The following is a 20669-nucleotide window of genomic DNA, read 5'->3' on the forward strand; positions in this document are numbered from 1 at the left end:
TGGGCTCGGTCGGGGTCGGGCGTGGTCGGAGTCGGAGGTGGTCGGGGTCAGGAGGCGGCGTCATGGTCTGGAGTGGAACGGCAGCCCGGCGTCGGCCGCCAGCTCCAGGTCGTCGGTGTCCTCGGCGGGCAGCAGGGTCGCGGTGCCGTCGGTGACCGGCACGATGCCCAGCTCAAGCAGCTCGGCCATGGCGGCGCTGCCCGCCATGTCGCGCACCTGGAGCTGGTAGCGGGCGGTCGTGCGGTACGTGCCTCCGCCGTCGTCCCCGGTGCGCTGCAGAAACCCGGAGTCGGTGAGGAACGCCACGGCCTTGCCCACGATGCCGGTGGTCGAACCGGCAAGGCGGCGCGCGTCCTTGGTCGCCCCGGTCGCGCTGCGTCTGGCCCAGATCCGCCAGGCCGCCTCGAGGCCGGGCGCGTCGGTGGCCGGATCGGTGATCTCGCCCTGCTCCTCGGCCCGCTCTTCCAGGCGCCGGCAGGCCTGCCGTACGAACGCGTCCACTCCGTTGACCGAAACCCGCCCGATGTATCCGTCGTCGGCGAGATCCTCGGGCCGCGGAAACGCCATCGTGGCGACAGCGAGATGCGCGAGCCCGTGCAGGAACCGGTCCCCGGCGTCCGCGGACGCCCGTCGCGCGTAGTCCCCCATGCGCACGGCGAACACCGAGTCCTCGGCTGCCGTCACCGCCATCCCCGCGCGCGGCGACACCTCCAGCACAACCAGCCCGAGCCCCGCGGCAACGGCATCGGCGAGCCGGGCGAACGCCGGGTCCTCCCGATACCGCCGCAGCAGCTCGGCGTACTCCTGGTCGCGGGCGGGTTGCAGCTTGGGCTGCAGGCCGAAGGCGACGAGCCGCGCCGCGTCGGCGGCGTCGGCAGGGGTGACGGCGGCGGACGCCGGGGCGGCGACGGCCTCCGGCTCACTCCAGTCGACGTACTCGTTCACGGTTGAGGCTCCTCCCGGCGAACCGCTCATGCCGCGTCCAACAGCGCCGTGCCCACGATGAGATCCGCCCCGCCGAACTCCGGATCGTCCAACTCGGTCCCGTCGTCCACCGAGAACAGCAGCTTCTCCTCGCCCTGCCGATAGGCGGTACCCACCGGCGGGCTGGCCGCGTGCACGGCCAGCAGCGCGACCAGGTACGGCAACTCGGGGTCCGAGCGGCGCGCATCCGCCAGCAACCCCGACAACCGCCGCGGCGCATCGGCCGGCAGATCCAGCAACTCCATGGCCGCGGCCAACTGCTCCTCGCTGAACCGGCTGTCGTCCGGCGTGGCGATCAGATCCGGCTCGGGCATCTCCGCTCCGAGATGCTCCCGCTCCATGGGCGGCGTCAGCAGTATGTCGACCAGATCCCCGACTCGTACGGACACGGGAGTACGCAGCCCCGTCCCGCGCGCGAAGAACGCGTCCGTCACGCGCAGGGCCTGCTCGACAGGCAGGGGCAGCACCGGCGCGACAAGGTGCCCGTACAGGTCGATCCCCGAAGTCGCCATGGGCGCGGCGAAGGCCTGTCGGTCCTGCTCGGCGCGGAACAGCGGGCCGGCCTCCAGGAGGCGGGACTGCAACTGCGTATGGCGGCGGATGCAGTCCTTGACGATGTCGACCAGCTCGGCGGCACGGCGCTTGTGCTCGGGGTCCTCGGACTCGTCGCGCGCCTTGCGGATGTTGGTGAGGATCGCGTTCTCGTGGCGATAGCGGTCGGCCACGTGGTCGAGCGCCTCGGTGATCATGTCGGGCACGGCCTGCAGCCAGTCCACCGCGCGGACGTTGCGCCGCGTCGCGTCCAGCGCCCTGCGGAGCGTCTCGGAGTACTGCACGGTCCGGTAGCGGGCCTGCTCGGCGGCGAGCTGTGCGTCGGCGAGCCTGCCGCGGCTGATCAATACCTCCAGCTTGACCTCGGCGGCGATCTGCGCGCTGGTGACGTCTGTGTCGAGGGCGCCCACCAGGACGTTGACCGCCTCGTCCGTCGTGCGGAGATACACGCTCCCGCCGTAGCCGGGCACCTCCTCGATCAGCTTGAAGTCGTAGTCGCGGCGCACATAGGAGCCGTCGGGCGTGAACGTGCCGTATACGGCACGGAAGCCACGGTCGACGCTGCCGACGTTGATCAGGTTCTCCAGGACCCAGCGGGCCACGCGCTCGTGCTCGGCGACGGGGCGGCGCGGGGCCTGCGCGGCGATGCGCGGGATGAGCCTGGCCACGATCTGGTCGTGGTCGGCGCCCGTGTCGAAGTCCATGTTCAGCGTGACGAGGTCGATGGCGGCGAGGGCCACCTCCGCCATCCCGTACACGGAGTACTCACCCGCGAGGTTCGCCTTGCGTACGTCGAGGTCGTGCAGGGGTGCGGTGCAGGCGAGCGCGCGCAGGCGCCGCGCCAGCCCCTCGTCGGCGGCCGGACCCGGGGCGGGCCGCGGCCCCGCGCTGAGCTGGGGCGGAACACTGTCCGTCGATGCAGGCGAAGTCACGATGCAAAGACTAGGTCCTGGGTCTGACAACGCACCGAATGCCCCAGAAGGGCACCCGCGTCACTTCGGTTTCTGCTCCGCCACCCGTTGCCCATAGACCTCCACGACCCGTCGGCGCGAATCGACGAGGTAGACCGCGAGCAGTTGCTCGGCCTCGTCCCGGCCGCCGTCCTGGAGTGCCTTGAGGATCTGGCCGTTGCGGGCGAGGTACGGCTCGTGCAGCCGTCGCGGGTCATCCACCAGGTGGAAGGCGAGCCGGAGTTCGGCGAAGACCCCGCTCATCAGCTCGTCGGTGCGGGCGCTGCCGGCGAGCGCCACCAGCTCCCGGTGGAAGCGGATGTTGGCCGTGCCCAGGGCTTTCCAGTCCTTTTCGCCCGTCGCCTGCTGCCCGTCCGTGACGGCTCGGGCGAGACCGTCGACGGCGTACGGCGGCTTGCCGAGACCGCGGACGACGGCGCACTCGACGAGGCTGCGGGTGCGGTAGATGTCCTCGACGTCCTCGACGGTCGGGATCCGTACGAACACGCCCCGGTTGAGCTCATGCACCAGCAGCCGTTCGTGCGTGAGCAGCCGGAACGCCTCGCGCAGTGTGTTGCGCGAGACACCGAGCGCGCCACCGATGCTGTCCTCGGACAGCCGCGTGCCGGGCGGGAAGAACCCCTCGGCGATCCGGCTCCTGAGGATGTCCGAGACCCGCTCCGCGGTGCTGGTGCGTCCCAACAGTGCGCGATCGTCCGCCAGTCCGTTCAGTTCGGCCACGCTCGAATTCAACCGCAGATACAAGAACGAAACAACATAGGTATTGAGGGATCGTTCAACGATCCTCTACCTTGCTGGGACAGGCACCGGCCGCTCGTCCCGGTGCCGACGGCTTCCGCACGCCGGTTCAATACCTCAGCGCTTCCGCACGGCACGGCTCATCAGTCCTGAAGCACCCTCCGTCCTCAACTGCGAGGTGCACCATGAGCACGACCCCTCCACCACAGGCCCTGCCCACCGAGACCCGCACCGATTCGGGCGAACTCACCGCCGACGAGGGCGCGTTCGCCTGGCTGCGGGCCCTGGGTCCGCGGGGCCGCCGCGCCTTCGGCGGCGCGTTCGGCGGCTATGCCCTCGACTCGTACGACTACTTCACGCTGCCGCTGAGCATGGTGGCCCTGGCGGCGTACTTCGGCCTCAACAGCGGCCAGACCGGGCTGTTCACGACCGTCACGCTGGTCGTATCCGCGCTCGGCGGTGCCATAGCTGGTGTGCTCGCGGACCGGATCGGGCGCGTCAAAGCCCTGATGATCACGGTGATCACGTACGCGGTCTTCACCGTGGCCTGCGGCTTCGCGCCCAACTACGAGACCCTGCTGGTGTTTCGTGCCCTTCAGGGGCTCGGTTTCGGCGGCGAGTGGGCGGTCGGCGCGATCCTGGTCGCCGAGTACGCGAGCCCGAAGCACCGGGGGCGCACGCTCGGCGCGATCCAGAGTTCCTGGGCCGTCGGCTGGGGACTCGCCGTGCTCGTCTACACGCTGGTCTTCCAGTTCATGGACGACGACATCGCCTGGCGGGTGATGTTCTGGACCGGGGCACTGCCCGCACTGCTCGTCATCTGGGTGCGCCGTCACGTGAAGGACGCCCCCAAGGCGACCGAACGCCGCAAGGAGAGCCCCGAGAAGGGCTCGTTCGCGGCCATCTTCAAGCCGGGCACGGCCGAGGCACCCGGACTGCTCCGGACAACGATCTTCGCGGTCCTGCTCTCCACCGGTGTCCAGGGCGGCTACTACACACTGGCCACCTGGGTGCCCACGTACCTGAAGACGGAGCGCGAACTGTCCGTCGTCAACACCGGCGGCTATCTCACGTTCCTGATCAGCGGAGCCTTCCTCGGCTATCTGACCGGTGGTTATCTCACCGACAAGCTGGGCCGCAGGCGCAACATCTGGCTCTTCGCGGTGCTCTCGGCGATCTGCATCATGGCCTACGCGAACATCCCCACCGGCGCCAACACCCTTCTCCTTGTGCTCGGTTTCCCGCTCGGCTTCTGTATGTCGGCGATTTTCAGCGGCTTCGGTTCGTTCCTGAGCGAGCTGTACCCGACGGCGGTGCGCGGCACGGGGCAGGGCTTCACGTACAACACCGGCCGCGCCGTGGGCGCCGTCTTCCCGACGTGCGTCGGGTTCCTGGCCGACAGTTGGGGTGTCGGCGGTGCGCTGGTCTTCGGCGCGATCGGCTACGGTCTCGCGGCGCTGGCCCTGTTCGGGCTGCCCGAGACGCGGGGGAAGGAGATCCTGTGAACCGCACGCGACCCCGTCACCTGAACCTGCTTGACGACCACGCGCACGCGTGGAGCCCGGGCGAGGCCCGCAAACGCTTCCGTTCGGGCGTGTCGGGCCCCACCGCGGGCTGCGCGGCGGGCCACACCCAGGCGAACCTGATCTCGGTGCCCGCCGACTGGGCGTACGAGATGCTGCTGTTCTGCCAGCGCAACCCGAAGCCCTGTCCGGTCCTCGACGTCACCGACGCCGGTTCCTGGACCACCGTCCTCGCCCCGGGCGCCGATCTGCGCACCGATCTGCCGCGCTACCGGGTGTGGGAGCACGGCGAGTTGGTGGAGGAGCCCACGGACGTGCTGGCCCACTGGCGCGACGACCTCGTGTCGTTCCTCATCGGGTGCAGCTTCACCTTCGAGTGGGCGCTGACCGAGGCCGGCGTGCCGCTGCGCCACCTCGAGCAGGGACGCAACGTCTCCATGTACGTGACGAGCCGTCAGTGCCGTCCCGCGGGGCGGCTGCACGGCCCCATGGTGGTGTCGATGCGCCCGGTCCCGCCCGAGCACCTGGCGGCGGCGATCCGGGAGAGCAGCCTGCTGCCCGCGGTGCACGGCAGCCCGGTCCACTGCGGCGAACCGGCCGGGCTCGGCATCGAGGACCTGGCGCGCCCCGACTTCGGCGATCCTGTGGACGCCGGTCCCGACGACATCCCGGTGTTCTGGGCCTGCGGGGTGACGCCGCAGGCCGCGGTGATGGCCTCGCGCCCGCCGTTCGCGATCACCCACGCGCCGGGGCAGATGTTCATCACCGACGCCCGCGACGAGCAGTACCGCGTGGCCTGACAGGAGGAATCGACATCTCCATGACCTCGATCGATCTGAACGCCGACCTGGGCGAGGGCTTCGGCCGCTGGCGCCTGACCGACGACGAACAACTGCTGTCCGTCGTCACCAGCGCCAATGTGGCCTGTGGTTTCCACGCCGGAGACGCGGCCACCATGCGGCGGGTGTGCGAGCTGGCCGCCGAGCGGGGTGTACGGATCGGCGCCCAGGTCTCCTACCGCGACCTGGCGGGCTTCGGGCGGCGCGCGATGGATGTGCCGTCCGACGAGCTGGCGGCCGAAGTGGCGTACCAGATCGGCGCCTTGGAGGTCTTCACGCGCGCGGCGGGCGCGCGCGTGGCGTACGTCAAACCGCACGGCGCGCTCTACAACCGTGTGGTGCACGACGAGGAGCAGGCCGGGGCGGTGGTCGACGGGGTACTGCTCGCGGACGCCACGCTGCCCGTGCTCGGGCTGCCCGGATCGTGCTTCCTCGACGTGGCGGAGAAGGCCGGACTCCCGGTCGTCACCGAGGCGTTCGCGGACCGGGCCTACACGGACGAGGGCGCGCTCGTGCCGCGCGGTCAGGACGGCGCCGTGATCACCGACCCCGGTGCCGTTGTGGAGCGTTGCGTGCGCCTCGCCGGCTCCGGGGTGGTCACGTCCCGCTCCGGGCGGGACATCGGGGTGCGTGCCCGCTCCCTGTGCGTGCACGGCGACACGCCCGGCGCGGTGGACCTGGCTCGCCGGGTTCGTACGCAGCTGGAGGCCTCGGGCGTCCGCGTGGAGGCGTTCGCATGAGGGCACTGCCGGTCGGCGACCGTGCCCTGCTCGTCGAGGTCTCGACGGACGAGGAGGCACAGGCCCTGCACGCGGATCTGGTGCGCCGTCGCGCGGAGGGCTCCCTCTCGGTACGGGAGATCGTCCCCGCGGCCCGTACGGTCCTCCTGGACGGCCTCGACGACCCCGTACGCCTGGCTGAGCAGCTGGCCGCCTCACAGGTGCCGTCCGCGCCCCCGCGCGCCGGGGAGATCGTCGAGATCCCCGTCCGCTACGACGGCCCCGACCTCGCAGAGGTCGCGGCGCACTGGGACGTGTCCCCGCACGAGGTGGCGCGGATCCACGCAGCGGCCGAGTTCCGGGTCGCCTTCTGCGGGTTCGCGCCGGGCTTCGGCTATCTGACCGGCCTCCCGGCCCGCTACGGCGTGCCGCGCCGCGCGACACCTCGTACGACCGTCCCGGCCGGTGCCGTGGGGCTCGCGGGCCCGTACACGGGGGTCTACCCGCGGCCGTCGCCGGGCGGCTGGCAGTTGATCGGCACGACGGACGCCGTTCTGTGGGACCACGCGCGCGTGCCTGCCGCGTTGCTGTCACCGGGCACCCGGGTCCGCTTCGTCCGCGTGGGGACCGTCCCGGTGGAGTCCTCATGACGGACCGTGCTCTCGCCGTCGTACGGGCCGGGGCGCTGACCACCGTGCAGGACCGGGGGCGTCCCGGTCACACGCACCTGGGCGTACCTCGTTCCGGTGCGCTGGACGATCCCGCCGCCGCCCTGGTGAACCGTCTCGTCGGCAATCCACCCGAGGCGGCAGTCCTGGAGACGACGCTCAACGGGTGCGACGTACGGCCGCGTTCAGCGGTCACCGTCGCGGTCGGCGGGGCCCCGTGCCCGGTCTCCGTGGACGGGCGCCCGGTGCCCTGGGGAGCCCCGGTGCGCGTGCCCGGCGGGGCACTGCTGTCGGTGGGGACGGCAGTCTCCGGAGTACGCAGTTATGTCGGCGTGTCGGGTGGGGTGGCCGTCGAGCCGGTGCTCGGCAGCCGGTCGACGGACCTGCTCTCCGGCCTCGGCCCACCGCCCCTGGCCGACGGGACGGTGCTCCCCCTGGGGAGGCCGAACGACCCCCACGCGCGCGTGGACGTCGCCGCGCAGCCGGGCCCGCCCGCCGAACTCGTACTCAGAGTGACCCTCGGTCCTCGCGACGACTGGTTCACCGCGACGGCCGTACGCACCCTCACGACGCACACGTACCGGGTCTCCTCGGCGAGCAACCGCATCGGTCTGCGCACGGAGGGGCCCGCCCTGGAGCGGGCGCGTCCCGGCGAACTCCCCAGCGAGGGCATGGTCCTCGGCGCGGTCCAGGTCCCGCCGGACGGGCGGCCCGTCATCTTCCTGGCCGACCATCCGACCACCGGGGGCTACCCGGTGATCGCCGTCGTCCGCGCCGCGGACCTTCCCGCCGCGGCTCAGGCCGCACCGGGGACACCGGTGCGGTTCGTGGCCGTGCGGCGCCGTTGACCAGGTTTACGCCGCATCGGGCTGCTCCGTCACCGACAACGCCGCCAGCGCAGACGCCACCGCATGCGACGCGCTCAGGTCGAGGCGGGCGCTGGTGCCTCGGGCGCGGTGGCGGATCTCGTCGGCGGCGAGGGTGAGGAGTTGGGGCAGGAGGTCGGTGCAGCGGCGGGCCACCCACCCGGTGCCTGCGGTGGCCAGCCACCACAGGCTCGCCGAGCGTGTGGGCGCGGGGAACTCGGGCTTCTCAGCAGGCGCGTACCCCGTCGCGATGCCCGCCTCCGCGAGCAGCGCGTGGAAGCGTACGGCGAGCTGCCGGTGCCCCCGCTCGCCCGGATGCAGCCGGTCGGCGCTCCACATGGCGCGGTCCGTGAGCCACGCCCCTTCCGCGGCGTGCAGATGGACGGCGCCGTACCGTTCGGAGAGCGCGTGCACCACCGTGTTCACGGCCCGCTGGCGCCGTGCGAGCGGCCGGGCCAGCGAGCCGGGCAGCCCCAGCATCGCGCCGGGGTCGGGCAGACAGGCGGTGAGCAGCGTCGCCCCCTGCCGGGTGAACGCCGCGTACACCTCGTCAAGCCGGGCGGCCACCGCGTGGATGTCGAAGGTGTACCTCAGGGTGTCGTTGACCCCGATGACGACCGAGGCGACGTCCGGCCCTACGGCCAGCGCGGCCGGGGTCTGGCGCTCCAGGACGTCACGCGTCTGGGCTCCGCTGACCGCGAAGTTGACGAACTGTGCGGGCGCGTCGGCAGGGGCGAGCCCGTCGGCGAGCAGCGCGGCCCAGCCACGCCACCCTTCACCGACGGGATCGCCCACTCCTTCCGTGAGGGAGTCCCCGAGCGCCACGAACCGCAGGGGTCTCATGCCACGCCCTCCCGAGCCCTTCGCGTGGAGGAGGTGCCCGCCTGTGACGACGGCCGGTCGACCCGTACGGCCGCGTCGTGCGCCGTGAGGAACGCCTCGACGGCGGCCGGCCAGCCGAAACAGGCGGCACGCGCGCGTGCCACCTCCCGGCGCTCGCTCTCGGGACGGTCCAGCAGCAGCCGCACCTTGTCCGCGAACGACTCCCCGTTGTCGGCGGCGGTGGCTCCGGCGGAGCCGATGACCTCCGGGAGTGCGGAGGAGGCGCTGGCGACGACGGGCGTACCGCAGGCCATCGCCTCCAGGGCCGCGAGCCCGAAGGTCTCGGCGGGCCCGGGGGCCAGGCACACGTCGGCGGATGCCTGCAGACCGCCCAGGAGCGCGCGGTCGCCCACATGGCCCAGGAAGGTGACCGGCAACCGCCGCTCGCGCGCCCGCTGTTCGAGCCGGGCCCGCAGCGGCCCGTCACCGGCGACGACGAGCACGGCGCGCTGCCCGCGGCGCAGCAGCGCCTCCAGGGCGTCCAGCGCGGTGCCGGGCCGCTTCTCGACGGACAGCCGGGAGCACATCACCAGCAACGTCTCGTCCACGCGCGCGTGCCGGGCGCGCAGCCCCGGGTCCCGCAGCGAGGGGTGCCGGCCCTCCAGGTCGACGCCCAGCGGGGCGCGTACGACATTGCGGGCGCCGATGCGGACGAACTCGCGCTCCGCGAACTCCGTGGTGCACACCACACGTGAATAGTGATGCGCCGTACGGATGTTGAGAGCGTCGGAGGTCCGCCGGGCCATGCCTTCGGACAGGCCCCAGGTGCGCAGCACGCCGTCGGCGGTCTCGTGGGAGACCATCACGGCGGGCACCCGGGCGCGCCGCGCCCAGACGCCGGTCCAGCGCAGCGTCGTACGGTCGGAGACCTCGAGCCGGTCGGGCGCGAGCTCCTCCAGGAGGGCGGCCACACGCTTCTTGTCGGTGAGCACGCGGTAGCCGCCGGTCCCGGGCAGCAGCGGTCCGGGCAGGGTGATCACCCGGCCCTGCTCGGTCTCGCTGTCCGAGGCGCGCTCGCCGGGCACGATCAGGACGGGCTCGTGCCCGGCCGCCCGGTAACCGGCGCCCAGCTCCCGCAGCGCGGTCCGCAGGCCGCCCGAGGCGGGGGCGACGAAGTTGGCCAGCCGGACGATCCGCAGCGACTCGCTCATGCCGCAACCACCGCCCGTCCGGTGAGCACGTCGGCGTAGTGCCCGATGAGCTGGTCGCCGACGGCCGCCCAGGTGCGGCCCTCGACGGTACGGCGCGCCTCGGCGCCGTACGCGGCCCGCAGCGCGGGATCGGCGGCGAGCACCGCCACGGCGTCGCGTACGGCGTCCTCGTCGCGCGGCGGGACGAGGAGTCCGGTGCGCCCGTGGGCCACCAGGTCGAGCGGTCCGCCCGCGGCGGGCGCGACCACGGGGATGCCGCTTGCCATCGCCTCCTGCACGGTCTGGCAGAAGGTCTCGAACGGTCCGGTGTGCACGAAGACGTCCAACGAGGCGAAGATCCGGGCGAGTTCGTCGCCGGTACGACGGCCCAGGAAGACAGCTCCGGGAAGTGCCCCGGTCAGACTCGTCTGGCTCGGGCCGTCGCCCACGACCACGACGCGTACGCCGTCCAGGCCGCAGACCCCGGCGAGGAGTTCGACCTGCTTCTCGGGGGCGAGCCTGCCCACGTAGCCGACGATCAGCTCGCCGTTGGGCGCGAGTTGACGGCGGAGTGTGTCGTCCCGGTGTTCCGGGCGGAACCGGACGGTGTCGACGCCGCGCGGCCACAGTCGCACCCGGGGCACACCGTGCGCCTCCAGGTCGTGCTGGGCCGCGCTGGACGGGGCGAGCGTCCGGTCGGCGGCGGCGTGGACGGAGCGGATACGCCGCCAGGCGGTGGCCTCGCCCGCGTGCACATAGGTACGGGCGTATCCCGCGAGGTCGGTCTGGTAGACGGCCACGGCGGGGATGCCGAGCCGGGTGGCGGCCGCCATGCCGCGGACGCCGAGGACGAAGGGGCTGGCCAGGTGGACGATGTCGGCGCGGTGTTCGGTGATCGCGGCGGCGACGCGTCGGCTGGGGAGGGCGACACGGACCTGGGGGTAGCCGGGGAGCGGCAGGGAGGGGATTCGGACGACGGGGCACGGCGCGAGAGCGTCGGGCCCGTTGCCGGCGGCAGTGGCCGGGGCGACGACGAGGGGAGCGTGACCGCGGTCGACGAGGTGTCGGGCGGTCTGGAGCGCGCAGTGGGCCACGCCGTTCACGTCGGGGGGAAAGGACTCGGTCACGATGACGACACGCATACTCGTGTTGTCGTCGTGCTGGACGTGGCCGCGTCAACGTGGATCTTTCCGGAGAGGGAACGTCCCATGAGCGTTGCGCTGCGTGCGCCCCCGGATCACAACCCGGTCACGCCCCGGCATCCAGGCTCGTACCAACGCACTAAGGGCGGGCGACAAACACGCTCACACAACGGTCGCATCCCGCCCCGTGCCGCGGACGTGTGTGATCTCACACCGTGGACACTCCAGCCTCACGCGGCAGTCGTGTCCGGTCCGATTCTGCTGCGGACCGCCGTCTGCACCTCGGCCTCCTCGGCCGGATCGGCGGCGAGCCGCCGGAGCTGGTCGACCACACGGGCATCACCCGTCTCGGCATGCCGGGCGGCGACTTCCCGGGTCGTCTCCTCGCAGTCCCAGAGGCACTCGACGGCGAACCCGGCGGGAAAGGACGGATCGGTGGCGGCCAGCGCGCGAGCCGTGCGCCCACGCAGATGCGACGAGGCCGTCTCACGGTAGACGTGGCGCAGCACGGGGGCGGCACAGGCGATACCGAGCCGTCCGGCGCCGTCGACGAGGGTGTACAAGGTCGGCGCGTCGGGCCCGTCTCCCCGTACGGCCTCGCGCAGGGCGCCCAGCACCAGCTCGCTGTCCTGTGCGCCGCCCAGGCAGGCGAGCACGCGTCCCGCGGCCTGACCGAGCGCGTCGGGCCGGTGCGCCCACCGTCGCGCCCGCTCCACGGCGGCGACGCTGCGCATCCGCTCGAAGGCGTCCACGGCGGCGTCCACGACGAGTCGCGAGCCGGCCACCTGAGCGGCCTCGATCAGGTCCAGGACGTCGGGATCGTGGCTGTCGGCGAGATAGCGCAGGGCCGTGCAGCGGGCGCCGTCGTCGCCGTGCCGGGCCGCGTCGATGATCTCGGGGCGGTCGCCGGGCCCGGCGACCGCCGTGAGGCAGCGGGCGGCCGGGACATGGAGCGCGGCTCCGCGTTCGACGCCCTGCTGGGCCCACTCGAAGACGGCCCGCACGCTCCACCCGGGACGGGGTCCGGAGGGTCGCATCTGCCGCTGCCAGCGGTCGAAGGAGCCGGCTTCCTGGGCGCCGCGCACGCGCGTGGCGATGGAGGAGCGGGGGTCCTCGGCCCACAGCCGCCAGGGCCGGGGTTCGAAGGCGTCGCGCACGGCGGCGGCGAGTTCGGCCTCGCCCTCGGGATCTGCCGGGAAGCGGGCGAGGACCGGCGCCGCGAGTGCGCGCAGTCCGGCGTCGTCGTCGCGCAGTGCCAGCTCGTCCAGGGCCCAGGCCCAGTTGCTGCCGCGGGCGGCGTACCGCCGCAGCAGTGCGAGCGCGTCCCGCCTGCCGTACGAGGCGAGATGTCCGAGCACGGCGAGCGCGAGGCCCGTGCGTGACTCGTCCGTGTCGAGGATGTCTTCGGCGTCGAAGAGGTGAGCCTCGATCTCGTCGAGCTCGCCGTTCAGGTCGAGATAGAGACGGGCGTAGTACAGGGAGCGGTTCTCCACCTGCCAGTCGTGGCGGGGGTCGTGCAGCACACACGCGTTGAGCGCGGCGAGCGCCTCGGGGCGCGGTGCGGTGAGCGCGTGCAGCGTGCCGTCGCCGCGGCCCCTCTGGAGCAGGCCGAGCAGCGTACCGCTGGGCGCTATGACCGGATCGAACATGGGAAACAGCCTCACATCAAGCGTCGGCGCAACCGGAGATCGTGCTTTACCTGGTCGCGTGACAACACGTCGGAGCGCCCGTCGTCTCTTGCTTGCTGTAGACCATCTTCCTCTGCCTCTCGTCGGTGCCCGTAGGGGCCGCATCACGGCCCGCGCGGTGCGGCAACACCTGCCCAGCCATCGCGTCCGTGAATCACGACGTCATGATGACCCAGCGGTTCTCGCTACCGCGACCGCATTTCCGGCGGCTCCGTACCGCCTCCCCCAAAATCGTTGTTCCGCCTGGTCAGGGCGGGTGGTTCAGGGCGCTCCGAAGAGGTCGAGCAACTCGGCCTTGCCGAACATCCGGGCCGTGTCCACCGCGGACGGCGTGCCTGCGGAGGGGTCGGCACCGGCGTCCAGGAGGACCCGGACCACCGCGTCCTCGCCCTTGAAGACCGCTCCGGCGAGCGGTGTCTGGCCCCGGTCGTTGACGCGGTCGGCCTCGGCGCCGCGCTCCAGGAGGGCGCGCACCGCGTCGGCGTGGCCGTGGTAGGCGGCGAGCATCACGAGCGAGTCGCCGCGGTCGTTGGTGAGGTTGGCCGGGACGCCCGCGTCGACATAGGCGACGAGCGCCTCGGTCTCGCCCCGGCGCGCAAGATCGAAGATCCTGGTCGCCAGCTCCACGACCTCGGGGTCGGGGGCTTCGCTCATCGGCCGGACCACCTCTCGCTGCGGGAACTCGGGGGACTTCGGGTCCGTACGACCGCGAGGGTGCGGCCGTACGAGTGATTCGCCAGCGTACTGGCTCGAGCGGCCACATGACCGGGCCCGGCCGAGGTAAAGATCACCTCGAAGTCGGCAGACGACCGCTGAGGTCCGGGTGGCCGGTGAGCCAGGGACCATCAGGGCGAAACAAGGGGAAATTCACCTAGTTGCGCCTTTTATCGCACAGATACATGCTGTGAGCCTGAAACTACTCATGGTGACTGTCCCCATTTACCAGGAGAACCATCATGATCCTATCCATCTCAGGTGTCGTCCTGCTCGGCATCATCGTCTTCATCTTCTTCCGCAAGGACAGCCTCAAGGCCTCGCACCTGCTGGTGTGCGCGCTCTTCGGGTTCTATCTGGCGAGCACGGCCATCGCCCCGAGCATCAGGGCCGGCGGCGAGAGCCTGGCCAGCTTCCTCGGCGGAATCAAGTTCTGACGCCCTTCCCCTCCGCGCGCACCGTCAGGAGACAGCAGTGGCCCGGCGCCCTCTCCCCCGCATTCTGAGCAACGGCAGCGACCGGATCGTCCGCGGCCGGAAGCTGGCCCGGTCGGCCGCCGACAGTGCCACCGACGTCCTCCATCCGCTGATCACGATCACCCGTGGACTGCGCCGGCTGGCGGCAGCAGGGCGGCTCAGATGGGCCGCCACCCCCAGGGACCGGCGCGGGCCGCTGCTGTTCCTGCTGGCCTCGATCGTGCTGGTCGTCGCCCTCCTGCCCTTCGGGCCACTGCTCGCCGCCCTCACCCTCATGGCGGCTGCCGCCTGGCACGGCCGGGACCGCACCCCGTCCCGGCCGGCGCCCCCCGACGAGGCGCAGACCAAGCGCCTGGAATCGCTCTACGAGGCGCTCGTCCCGTACTTCTCGGCCCCCGAGGACCCCACTCCCCTGTTCACACACGGCGGGGAGTGGGCGAAGGCCTTCGTCTCGTACGCGTTCGACGGCACCGGCCGCATCTCGCAGCTGACGATCCGCTACCCGGCGTACTTCACGGACGGCGAGGCGGCCTCCCGCGCACGTATCGAGCAGTTGCTGCACACGAAGTCGGGCCGTGGCCGGGAGTACCGCTTCGAGTGGGACGAGGAGGGCAATCAGCTCACCGTCACAGTCCTGCCGCCGCTCCCCGTCGACATCGCCGCCCAGCGCTTCGTCACGGCTCCGGGCGAGACAGTGCTCGGCTTCACCGACCCGGCGGGCGTCCAGCGGACGCTCCCTGTCATCGCCGGTGGGGAACGGCGCGACGTTCCGCCGGTCGTCTGGCGCACCGGCGTGCGCTCGACCGAGCCGCACCTTCTCGCGGTGGGCGGTCCCGGGAGCGGCACGACCAGCCTCCTGAGGTCGATCGCTCTGCAGGTCCTCCGGCACGGTGACGTGCTGATCGTCGAGGGCGGCGGCACGGGCGAGTTCGCGTGCCTCACGGACCGCGCCGGCGTACTGGCCGTCGAGTGCGATCTGACGGGGGCCCTGGCCGGTCTGGAGTGGGCGGCGCACGAGACGGAGCGACGCCTCATCGCCATGAACCGGGCCCGTCAGGCGGGCCAGTCCCCGCCGGACGACACACTGCGTCCGCTCTGGCTTCTCCTGGACCGCCCGACGGTGCTCGGGCAGCTGGCGGCGGCAGACGGGCGCCGCGACCCGCAGTCCCTCCTCCAGGTGCCGTTGCGGCACGGGCGCGCGGCCGGTGTGACAGTGGCGGTGGCCGAGCAGTTCGACGGCATGGAGTCCCTCATCGACCCGGTACGTCAGCACACGCGCGCGCGTGTCGTGCTCGGCCCGGCCTCTGCCGCGCAGCTCGAAGCGGTGCTCGGGACGCGTCCGCCCACCACCCCGACCCCGAACGTGCCCGTCGGCCGCGGTTACGCCCGGCTGGGCACGGGTCCGGTGCACCGCTTCCAGGTTCCGGCGACCCCGGACCCGTACGACGAGGCGACGAGCGAGGCCCACCGCCAGGCGGTCCTGAGCCTCCTGCCGGAACGCACCGCTTCGACGGACCCGGAGCCCGCCGACGCCCCGGCGGAAGACCGCACGGTCCCCACGAAGGGCACGAAGGTCGTGGCGGAAGGCTGACGGGTCGCGAGAGGTCGGGAGGTCCGAACGCGGCGTCACGCCACGAAGGTGCGCGGGGTCTCCGTCGCCCCGTTCGCTCCCGTCTCCACCAGACGGGCCGCCGCGGCCAGGCGCGCCGCGGCCTCCTCGGCCACCGCGCCGCCGACCGTGAACGGCAGCCGCACATAGCCCTCGAAGGCCCCGTCCACTCCGAAGCGTGGCCCCGACGGCACCCGTACGCCGACCCGCTCGCCGGCCTCGGCCAGCCGCGAGCCCGACAGCCCTCCGGTACGCACCCACAGCGTGAGCCCGCCGTGCGGCACCTCGAACTCCCAGCGGGGCAGCTCACGGCGTACGGCGGCCACGAGCGCGTCGCGGTTCTCGCGGGCCTGGTCCCGCCGGATGTCCACTGCCTGCTCCCAACCCCCGGTGCTGAGCAGCCAGTTCACGGCCAGCTGTTCCAGGACGGGGGTGCCCAGATCGGCGTACGCGCGTGCCGCGACCAGGCTGCGGATCACATCGGGCGCCGCCCGCACCCAGCCGATCCGCATGCCCGCCCAGAACGCCTTGCTGGCCGAGCCCACCGTGATCACCGTCGACCCGGCCGGGTCGAAACCGCAGACGGGGCGCGGCAGTTCGAGCCCCTCGTCCAGATGCAGCTCGCTCATGGTCTCGTCCACGACCAGCACGGTGCCCGCCGACCGCGCCGCGTCCACGAGCCGCCGCCGCTGGTCCTCGTCGGCGAGCGCGCCGGTCGGGTTGTGGAAGTCCGCGACGACGTACGCGAGACGGGGCGCCGCGTCGCGCAGCACCTGCCGCCAGCGGTCCATGTCCCAGCTCGCGAGCCCCTCGGCCATGGCGACGGGCACCAGACGGGCTCCCGCCTCGCGCATCAACTGGAGGATGTTGGCGTAACTGGGCGACTCGACGGCGATGCGCTCACCGCGCCCGGCGAAGAGGTGGCAGATGGCGTCGATGGCTCCCATGGCGCCGGTGGTCACCATGATCTGCTCGGGCATCGTGGGAATGCCGCGCGCGGTGTAGCGCTCGGCAATCGTCGTGCGCAGCGCGGGCAGCCCCGCCGGATAGTCGCCGTGGGTGTGGGCGTACGGCGGCAGCTCCTCCAGGGCGCCCTGTACGGCACGGGTGAGCCAGGGCTCGGGCGCGGGCAGGGCCGCGCAGCCGAGGTCGATCATGGAGCCGAGCGCATCGGGCGGCAGCGGTTCGAGACCGCGCGCAGGCAGCGGATTGCCGGCCGGAACGGCGGTCCAACTGCCCGCTCCCCGGCGGGACTCCAGGAACCCCTCGCTGCGCAGCGACTCATAGGCGGCGGCCACGGTGGTGCGGCTGACGGACAAGGAGAGGGCCAGTTCCCGCTCCGCGGGCAGCCGCGCGGCAACGGGGACGCGCCCTTCGAGCACGAGCAGCCGGATGCCGTCGGCGAGGGCGCGATAGGCGGGCGGGCGTCGCGTACCGGGACCGGCAGGGCGCTCCTGCTGGGAGTTGAGCAGCCGGGCCAGCTGTGCGGCACCGACCGCCGAAGTCCACTGAGCCATGATTCTCAGTCCACCTTCCCCGAATTGGCCATGGATGGCAGGTCCTGCCAAGCCACAGGGTGTCATGCATCAGGCCACTACCACCATCTCAGGGGGGCACGTCTTGTCCACACAGAGGCATCTCGTACGGCGGCTGTCGCAGCTCTACGGCGGTCTCACGCTGTATGGCGCGAGCTCGGCACTCCTCGTCAGATCGGGCCTGGGGCTGGAGCCGTGGAACGTACTGCACGAAGGGCTCGCCGAGCGGACGGGGCTGTCGATCGGTGTGGTGCTGACCCTCGTGGGTGCCTCGGTGCTGCTGCTGTGGATCCCGCTGCGCCAGCGGCCCGGGCTCGGAACGATCTCCAACGTCCTGGTGATCGGTGTCGCGCTGGACGCGACGCTGGCCCTCGTACCGGACGCCCGCACCCTGGCGGTCCGCGTCCCGCTGCTGGTCGCGGGGATCGTCCTGCACGGCGTGGCGACGGGCATGTACATCGCGGCGCGCTTCGGGGCCGGCCCTCGCGACGGCCTGATGACGGGGCTGCACCAGCGCACGGGAGTCTCGATCCGCCTGGTGCGCACGGCCATCGAGATCATGGTCGTGGCGACCGGGTTCGCGCTCGGCGGCACCGTCGGCATCGGCACGGTCCTGTACGCACTGTCGATCGGCCCGCTCGCCCAGCTGTTCCTGCGGGTGTTCGCCGTTCCCTCGGCGGACGGCAGCACCGTCGTTGCCGCGGGTCAACCGAAGCGGGCGATACTGCACCGGTGACCACGCGGATACGCCATCCCTATCTCGATCACCCCGGCCCGATCGCCTTCGCCCACCGGGGCGGGGCGGCGGACGGACTGGAGAACACCGTGGCGCAGTTCCGGCGCGCGGTCGAGGCGGGCTACCGGTACATCGAGACCGATGTGCACGCCACCGCCGACGGCCGGCTCGTCGCCTTCCACGACGCGACGCTGGACCGGGTGACCGACGGGGAGGGCCGGATAGCAGACCTCCCCTGGGACGACGTACGGCACGCGCGCGTGGCCGGTGCCGAACCGGTGCCCCTCTTCGAGGAGCTCCTGGAGACGTTCCCCGACGTCCGCTGGAACGTCGACATCAAGGCGGAGCCCGCCCTGCACCCGCTGCTCGACCTGATCGCCCGCACCAACTCCTGGGACCGCGTCTGCGTCGGCTCGTTCTCCGAGGCGCGCGTGTCCCGCGCCCAGCGCCTGGCCGGGCCGCGACTGGCGACCTCGTACGGCACCCGGGGTGTCCTGGGGCTGCGCCTGCGGTCGTGGGGCGTTCCCGCGGCGCTGCGCCGCTCGGCGATCTGCGCGCAGGTGCCCGAGTCCCAGTCGGGTGTCCCGGTGGTCGACCACCGCTTCGTACGCGCCGCCCACGCGCGCGGGCTGCACGTCCACGTGTGGACCGTCAACGAGCCCGAGCGGATGCACCGTCTCCTGGACCTCGGAGTCGATGGCATCATGACCGATCACATCGAGACGCTGCGCGGGGTCCTCAAGGACCGTGGCACCTGGGTCTGAGCGACCCGGCGTACCTCGCGGCGTCCGCGTACGGGGACCGCGACGGGGAAGCGAGGGCACGGGTGGGCACCGACACCGTGCGGACGGAGGCGGCCGACGACGCGGCCGGGCGGCGCCGCGAACAACACGGCTGGTACGTCTACGACTGGGCCTGCTCCGTCTATTCGACGAGTGTCCTGACAGTGTTCCTCGGGCCCTATCTGACGTCGGTCGCCGAGTCGGCGGCGGACGCGGACGGCTTTGTGCACCCCCTGGGGATCCCGGTCCGCGCGGGTTCCTTCTTCGCGTACTCCGTGTCCGCGTCCGTGATTCTGTCGATCTTCGTGATGCCCCTGGCGGGAGCGGCGGCCGACCGCACCGGGCGCAAGAAGCCGCTGCTCGCGACCGCCGCCTATGTGGGCGCCGCGGCCACCACCGGCATGTTCTTCCTGGACGGCGACCGCTATCTGCTGGGCGGCTTCCTGCTGATCGTGGCCAATGCCTCGCTGGCCGTCTCGATGGTGCTCTACAACTCCTATCTGCCGCAGATCGCCCCGCCCGAGGAGCGCGACGCCGTCTCGTCCAGGGGCTGGGCCTTCGGTTACGCGGCGGGCGCGCTGGTTCTGGTGGCGAACCTGGTGCTGTTCACGGCCCATGACAGCTTCGGCCTCTCGGAGACGATGGCGGTACGCATCTGTCTGGCTTCCGCGGGCATCTGGTGGGGCGCCTTCACGCTCGTACCGCTCAAGCGGCTGCGCGACCGCCGTACGACGCCCCGGGAAGGGACGTCCGTGCAAGGCTGGCGTCAACTGGCCGCCACCCTGCGGGACATGCGGCGCAAGCCCCGGACGCTCGCCTTCCTGCTGGCCTATCTCGTCTACAACGACGGCATCCAGACGGTCATCTCACAGGCCTCCGTGTACGGCTCCGAAGAGCTGGGCCTCGGCCAGTCGACCCTCATCGTCGCGGTGCTGCTCGTCCAGCTGCTGGCCGTGGCCGGGGCGCTCGGCATGGGCCGGCTCGCGCGCGTGTACGGCGCGAAGCGCACGATTCTCGGCTCACTCGTGGCGTGGACGGTGACGATCGGGGCGGGTTACTTCCTGCCCGCGAGCTCATCCGTGTGGTTCTTCGTGCTCGCCGCCGGGATCGGACTCGTGCTCGGCGGGAGCCAGGCGCTGTCCCGCTCGCTGTTCTCACACCTGGTGCCGCGGGGCAAGGAGGCCGAGTACTTCTCGGCGTACGAGATGAGCGACCGCGGCATGAGCTGGCTTGGCCCGCTTCTGTTCGGTCTGACCTACCAGCTGACCGGAAGTTATCGGGACGCGATCATCTCGCTCGTGGCCTTCTTCGTCATCGGGTTCGTGCTGCTCGCGCGGGTTTCGGTGCGGCAGGCGGTGCGGGATGCGGGCAACCCGGTTCCGGACCGGATCTAGCGCCAGATCCAGCACCGATTTAGCACCTGGGGCCAATGGCCGGTAGTGTACGCGTTTGGCCTGCCAGGCGTACCGTTACTGCGCGTCAAAGAAGCCGAAACGCTGGGTGACATCTGCCCTCAGATGTGACAAACCGGGCGCTGGTGGGTACAACAAGGGGCGGCTACGACGGCGACGCATGACCCACAACGGGAATCTTTACCGCCGACCGGACGTTGACCGGATGACGACGACAGCGACACCTGTCCTGTGGGCGACAAGCCCGGGAGGCACGATTCATGAGTGAGCGAGCTCTTCGCGGCACGCGCCTCGTGGTGACCAGCTACGAGACGGACCGCGGCATCGACCTGGCCCCACGCCAGGCCGTGGAGTACGCATGCGAGAAGGGCCATCGCTTTGAGATGCCCTTCTCGGTGGAGGCGGAGATCCCGCCGGAGTGGGAGTGCAAGGTCTGCGGGGCCCAGGCACTCCTCGTGGACGGCGACGGCCCCGAAGAGAAGAAGGCCAAGCCCGCGCGCACGCATTGGGACATGCTGATGGAGCGGCGCACACGCGAGGAACTCGAAGAGGTCCTCGAGGAGCGCCTGGCCGTTCTCCGATCCGGCGCCATGAACATCGCGGTACATCCGCGGGACAGCCGCAAGTCCGCGTAGCCCCTCCGGGGGTTGGGCGGCATAGAGAGCGCACCCGGGACCGCGGGTGCCGTGCTTTGGGGCACGGC

Annotated in this window: 20 protein-coding genes; 11 read left to right on the forward strand and 9 right to left on the reverse strand. The window is 71.9% G+C overall.

All coding sequences use genetic code 11. From position 1 onward, the window contains the following. Positions 1-60 precede the first annotated feature (60 nt). Genes ACYVO6_RS00145 through ACYVO6_RS00155 form a run of 3 tightly spaced genes read right to left on the reverse strand, consistent with a single transcriptional unit; the run spans position 61 to position 3227 of the window. Complete coding sequence (locus ACYVO6_RS00145; protein ID WP_461056287.1) at positions 61-945, reverse strand: hypothetical protein; 885 nt, start codon at positions 943-945, stop codon at positions 61-63. Positions 946-971: 26 nt separating this feature from the next. After that, positions 972-2468: a hypothetical protein gene (locus tag ACYVO6_RS00150; protein WP_461056289.1), complete on the reverse strand. Its 1497-nt coding sequence runs from the start codon at positions 2466-2468 to the stop codon at positions 972-974. Between the two features lie 60 nt (positions 2469-2528). Further along, positions 2529-3227: a GntR family transcriptional regulator gene (locus ACYVO6_RS00155; RefSeq protein ID WP_461056291.1), complete on the reverse strand. Its 699-nt coding sequence runs from the start codon at positions 3225-3227 to the stop codon at positions 2529-2531. Between the two features lie 203 nt (positions 3228-3430). Between ACYVO6_RS00155 and ACYVO6_RS00160 the strand changes: the two genes are divergently transcribed. Genes ACYVO6_RS00160 through ACYVO6_RS00180 form a run of 5 tightly spaced genes read left to right on the forward strand, consistent with a single transcriptional unit; the run spans position 3431 to position 7842 of the window. Further along, a complete protein-coding gene (locus ACYVO6_RS00160; protein WP_461056293.1) occupies positions 3431-4750 on the forward strand; it encodes an MFS transporter in 1320 nt (439 codons plus the stop codon). After that, on the forward strand, positions 4747-5568 hold the full coding sequence (locus tag ACYVO6_RS00165; protein WP_461056295.1) for a putative hydro-lyase: 822 nt from the start codon (positions 4747-4749) through the stop codon (positions 5566-5568). The genes ACYVO6_RS00160 and ACYVO6_RS00165 overlap by 4 nt, the downstream gene beginning before the upstream one ends. Positions 5569-5588: 20 nt before the next feature. Beyond that, positions 5589-6347 carry a LamB/YcsF family protein gene (locus ACYVO6_RS00170; RefSeq protein ID WP_461056297.1) on the forward strand — a complete coding sequence of 253 codons (759 nt, stop codon included), beginning with the start codon at positions 5589-5591 and terminating at the stop codon, positions 6345-6347. After that, positions 6344-6976 carry a 5-oxoprolinase subunit PxpB gene (pxpB, locus tag ACYVO6_RS00175; protein ID WP_461056299.1) on the forward strand — a complete coding sequence of 211 codons (633 nt, stop codon included), beginning with the start codon at positions 6344-6346 and terminating at the stop codon, positions 6974-6976. Before ACYVO6_RS00170 ends, pxpB begins: the two co-directional genes overlap by 4 nt. After that, the gene (locus ACYVO6_RS00180) at positions 6973-7842 is read left to right on the forward strand and encodes a 5-oxoprolinase subunit C family protein (protein WP_461056301.1); all 870 of its coding nucleotides are present in this window, start codon (positions 6973-6975) and stop codon (positions 7840-7842) included. The genes pxpB and ACYVO6_RS00180 overlap by 4 nt, the downstream gene beginning before the upstream one ends. Before the next feature lie 6 nt (positions 7843-7848). On the opposite strand, the gene ACYVO6_RS00185 is transcribed toward ACYVO6_RS00180, so the two are convergent. From ACYVO6_RS00185 to ACYVO6_RS00205, 5 genes are all read right to left on the reverse strand, one after another. Further along, positions 7849-8703 (reverse strand): SGNH/GDSL hydrolase family protein, encoded by an 855-nt coding sequence (locus ACYVO6_RS00185; RefSeq protein WP_461056303.1) that lies wholly within the window; start codon positions 8701-8703, stop codon positions 7849-7851. After that, complete coding sequence (locus tag ACYVO6_RS00190) at positions 8700-9893, reverse strand: glycosyltransferase (RefSeq protein WP_461056305.1); 1194 nt, start codon at positions 9891-9893, stop codon at positions 8700-8702. The genes ACYVO6_RS00185 and ACYVO6_RS00190 overlap by 4 nt, the downstream gene beginning before the upstream one ends. Further along, on the reverse strand, positions 9890-11014 hold the full coding sequence (locus tag ACYVO6_RS00195) for a glycosyltransferase family 4 protein (RefSeq protein WP_461056307.1): 1125 nt from the start codon (positions 11012-11014) through the stop codon (positions 9890-9892). Before ACYVO6_RS00195 ends, ACYVO6_RS00190 begins: the two co-directional genes overlap by 4 nt. Before the next feature lie 230 nt (positions 11015-11244). Beyond that, positions 11245-12663 (reverse strand): HEAT repeat domain-containing protein, encoded by a 1419-nt coding sequence (locus ACYVO6_RS00200; protein ID WP_461056309.1) that lies wholly within the window; start codon positions 12661-12663, stop codon positions 11245-11247. A 300-nt stretch (positions 12664-12963) separates the two neighbouring features. Further along, positions 12964-13356, reverse strand: a complete 393-nt coding sequence (locus ACYVO6_RS00205; protein WP_461056311.1) for an ankyrin repeat domain-containing protein — start codon at positions 13354-13356, stop codon at positions 12964-12966. 302 nt (positions 13357-13658) lie between these two features. Between ACYVO6_RS00205 and ACYVO6_RS00210 the strand changes: the two genes are divergently transcribed. Both ACYVO6_RS00210 and ACYVO6_RS00215 read left to right on the forward strand, forming a co-directional pair. Further along, positions 13659-13853 (forward strand): hypothetical protein, encoded by a 195-nt coding sequence (locus tag ACYVO6_RS00210; protein WP_461056313.1) that lies wholly within the window; start codon positions 13659-13661, stop codon positions 13851-13853. Positions 13854-13890: 37 nt separating this feature from the next. Beyond that, the gene (locus ACYVO6_RS00215; RefSeq protein ID WP_461056314.1) at positions 13891-15483 is read left to right on the forward strand and encodes a P-loop NTPase family protein; all 1593 of its coding nucleotides are present in this window, start codon (positions 13891-13893) and stop codon (positions 15481-15483) included. Between the two features lie 35 nt (positions 15484-15518). On the opposite strand, the gene ACYVO6_RS00220 is transcribed toward ACYVO6_RS00215, so the two are convergent. Further along, on the reverse strand, positions 15519-17018 hold the full coding sequence (locus ACYVO6_RS00220) for an SCO1417 family PLP biosynthesis transcription factor (RefSeq protein ID WP_461056316.1): 1500 nt from the start codon (positions 17016-17018) through the stop codon (positions 15519-15521). A 64-nt stretch (positions 17019-17082) separates the two neighbouring features. Between ACYVO6_RS00220 and yczE the strand changes: the two genes are divergently transcribed. The 4 genes from yczE to ACYVO6_RS00240 all read left to right on the forward strand — a co-directional run bounded on the left by yczE (position 17083) and on the right by ACYVO6_RS00240 (position 20601). Further along, a complete protein-coding gene (yczE, locus tag ACYVO6_RS00225; RefSeq protein WP_461056318.1) occupies positions 17083-17772 on the forward strand; it encodes a membrane protein YczE in 690 nt (229 codons plus the stop codon). Beyond that, positions 17769-18536, forward strand: a complete 768-nt coding sequence (locus tag ACYVO6_RS00230; RefSeq protein WP_461056321.1) for a glycerophosphodiester phosphodiesterase — start codon at positions 17769-17771, stop codon at positions 18534-18536. The genes yczE and ACYVO6_RS00230 overlap by 4 nt, the downstream gene beginning before the upstream one ends. A 62-nt stretch (positions 18537-18598) precedes the next feature. Further along, entirely contained in the window at positions 18599-19948 is a 1350-nt protein-coding gene (locus tag ACYVO6_RS00235) for an MFS transporter (protein ID WP_461056323.1), read from the forward strand. Between the two features lie 278 nt (positions 19949-20226). Continuing rightward, a complete protein-coding gene (locus ACYVO6_RS00240; protein WP_003977404.1) occupies positions 20227-20601 on the forward strand; it encodes an RNA polymerase-binding protein RbpA in 375 nt (124 codons plus the stop codon). Positions 20602-20669 lie beyond the last annotated feature (68 nt).

Source organism: Streptomyces pseudoechinosporeus (assembly GCF_054783935.1).

Excerpts from the sequence above, each read along its gene's own strand:
- ACYVO6_RS00180 (WP_461056301.1), top strand. The coding sequence starts at position 6,973 with ATGACGGACCGTGCTCTCGCCGTCGTACGGGCCGGGGCGCTGACCACC.
- ACYVO6_RS00185 (WP_461056303.1), bottom strand. The coding sequence starts at position 8,703 with ATGAGACCCCTGCGGTTCGTGGCGCTCGGGGACTCCCTCACGGAAGGA.
- ACYVO6_RS00205 (WP_461056311.1), bottom strand. The coding sequence starts at position 13,356 with ATGAGCGAAGCCCCCGACCCCGAGGTCGTGGAGCTGGCGACCAGGATC.
- ACYVO6_RS00240 (WP_003977404.1), top strand. The coding sequence starts at position 20,227 with ATGAGTGAGCGAGCTCTTCGCGGCACGCGCCTCGTGGTGACCAGCTAC.
- ACYVO6_RS00160 (WP_461056293.1), top strand. The coding sequence starts at position 3,431 with ATGAGCACGACCCCTCCACCACAGGCCCTGCCCACCGAGACCCGCACC.
- ACYVO6_RS00210 (WP_461056313.1), top strand. The coding sequence starts at position 13,659 with ATGATCCTATCCATCTCAGGTGTCGTCCTGCTCGGCATCATCGTCTTC.
- ACYVO6_RS00195 (WP_461056307.1), bottom strand. The coding sequence starts at position 11,014 with ATGCGTGTCGTCATCGTGACCGAGTCCTTTCCCCCCGACGTGAACGGC.
- ACYVO6_RS00220 (WP_461056316.1), bottom strand. The coding sequence starts at position 17,018 with ATGGCTCAGTGGACTTCGGCGGTCGGTGCCGCACAGCTGGCCCGGCTG.
- yczE (WP_461056318.1), top strand. The coding sequence starts at position 17,083 with ATGCATCAGGCCACTACCACCATCTCAGGGGGGCACGTCTTGTCCACA.
- ACYVO6_RS00200 (WP_461056309.1), bottom strand. The coding sequence starts at position 12,663 with ATGTTCGATCCGGTCATAGCGCCCAGCGGTACGCTGCTCGGCCTGCTC.
- pxpB (WP_461056299.1), top strand. The coding sequence starts at position 6,344 with ATGAGGGCACTGCCGGTCGGCGACCGTGCCCTGCTCGTCGAGGTCTCG.
- ACYVO6_RS00190 (WP_461056305.1), bottom strand. The coding sequence starts at position 9,893 with ATGAGCGAGTCGCTGCGGATCGTCCGGCTGGCCAACTTCGTCGCCCCC.
- ACYVO6_RS00170 (WP_461056297.1), top strand. The coding sequence starts at position 5,589 with ATGACCTCGATCGATCTGAACGCCGACCTGGGCGAGGGCTTCGGCCGC.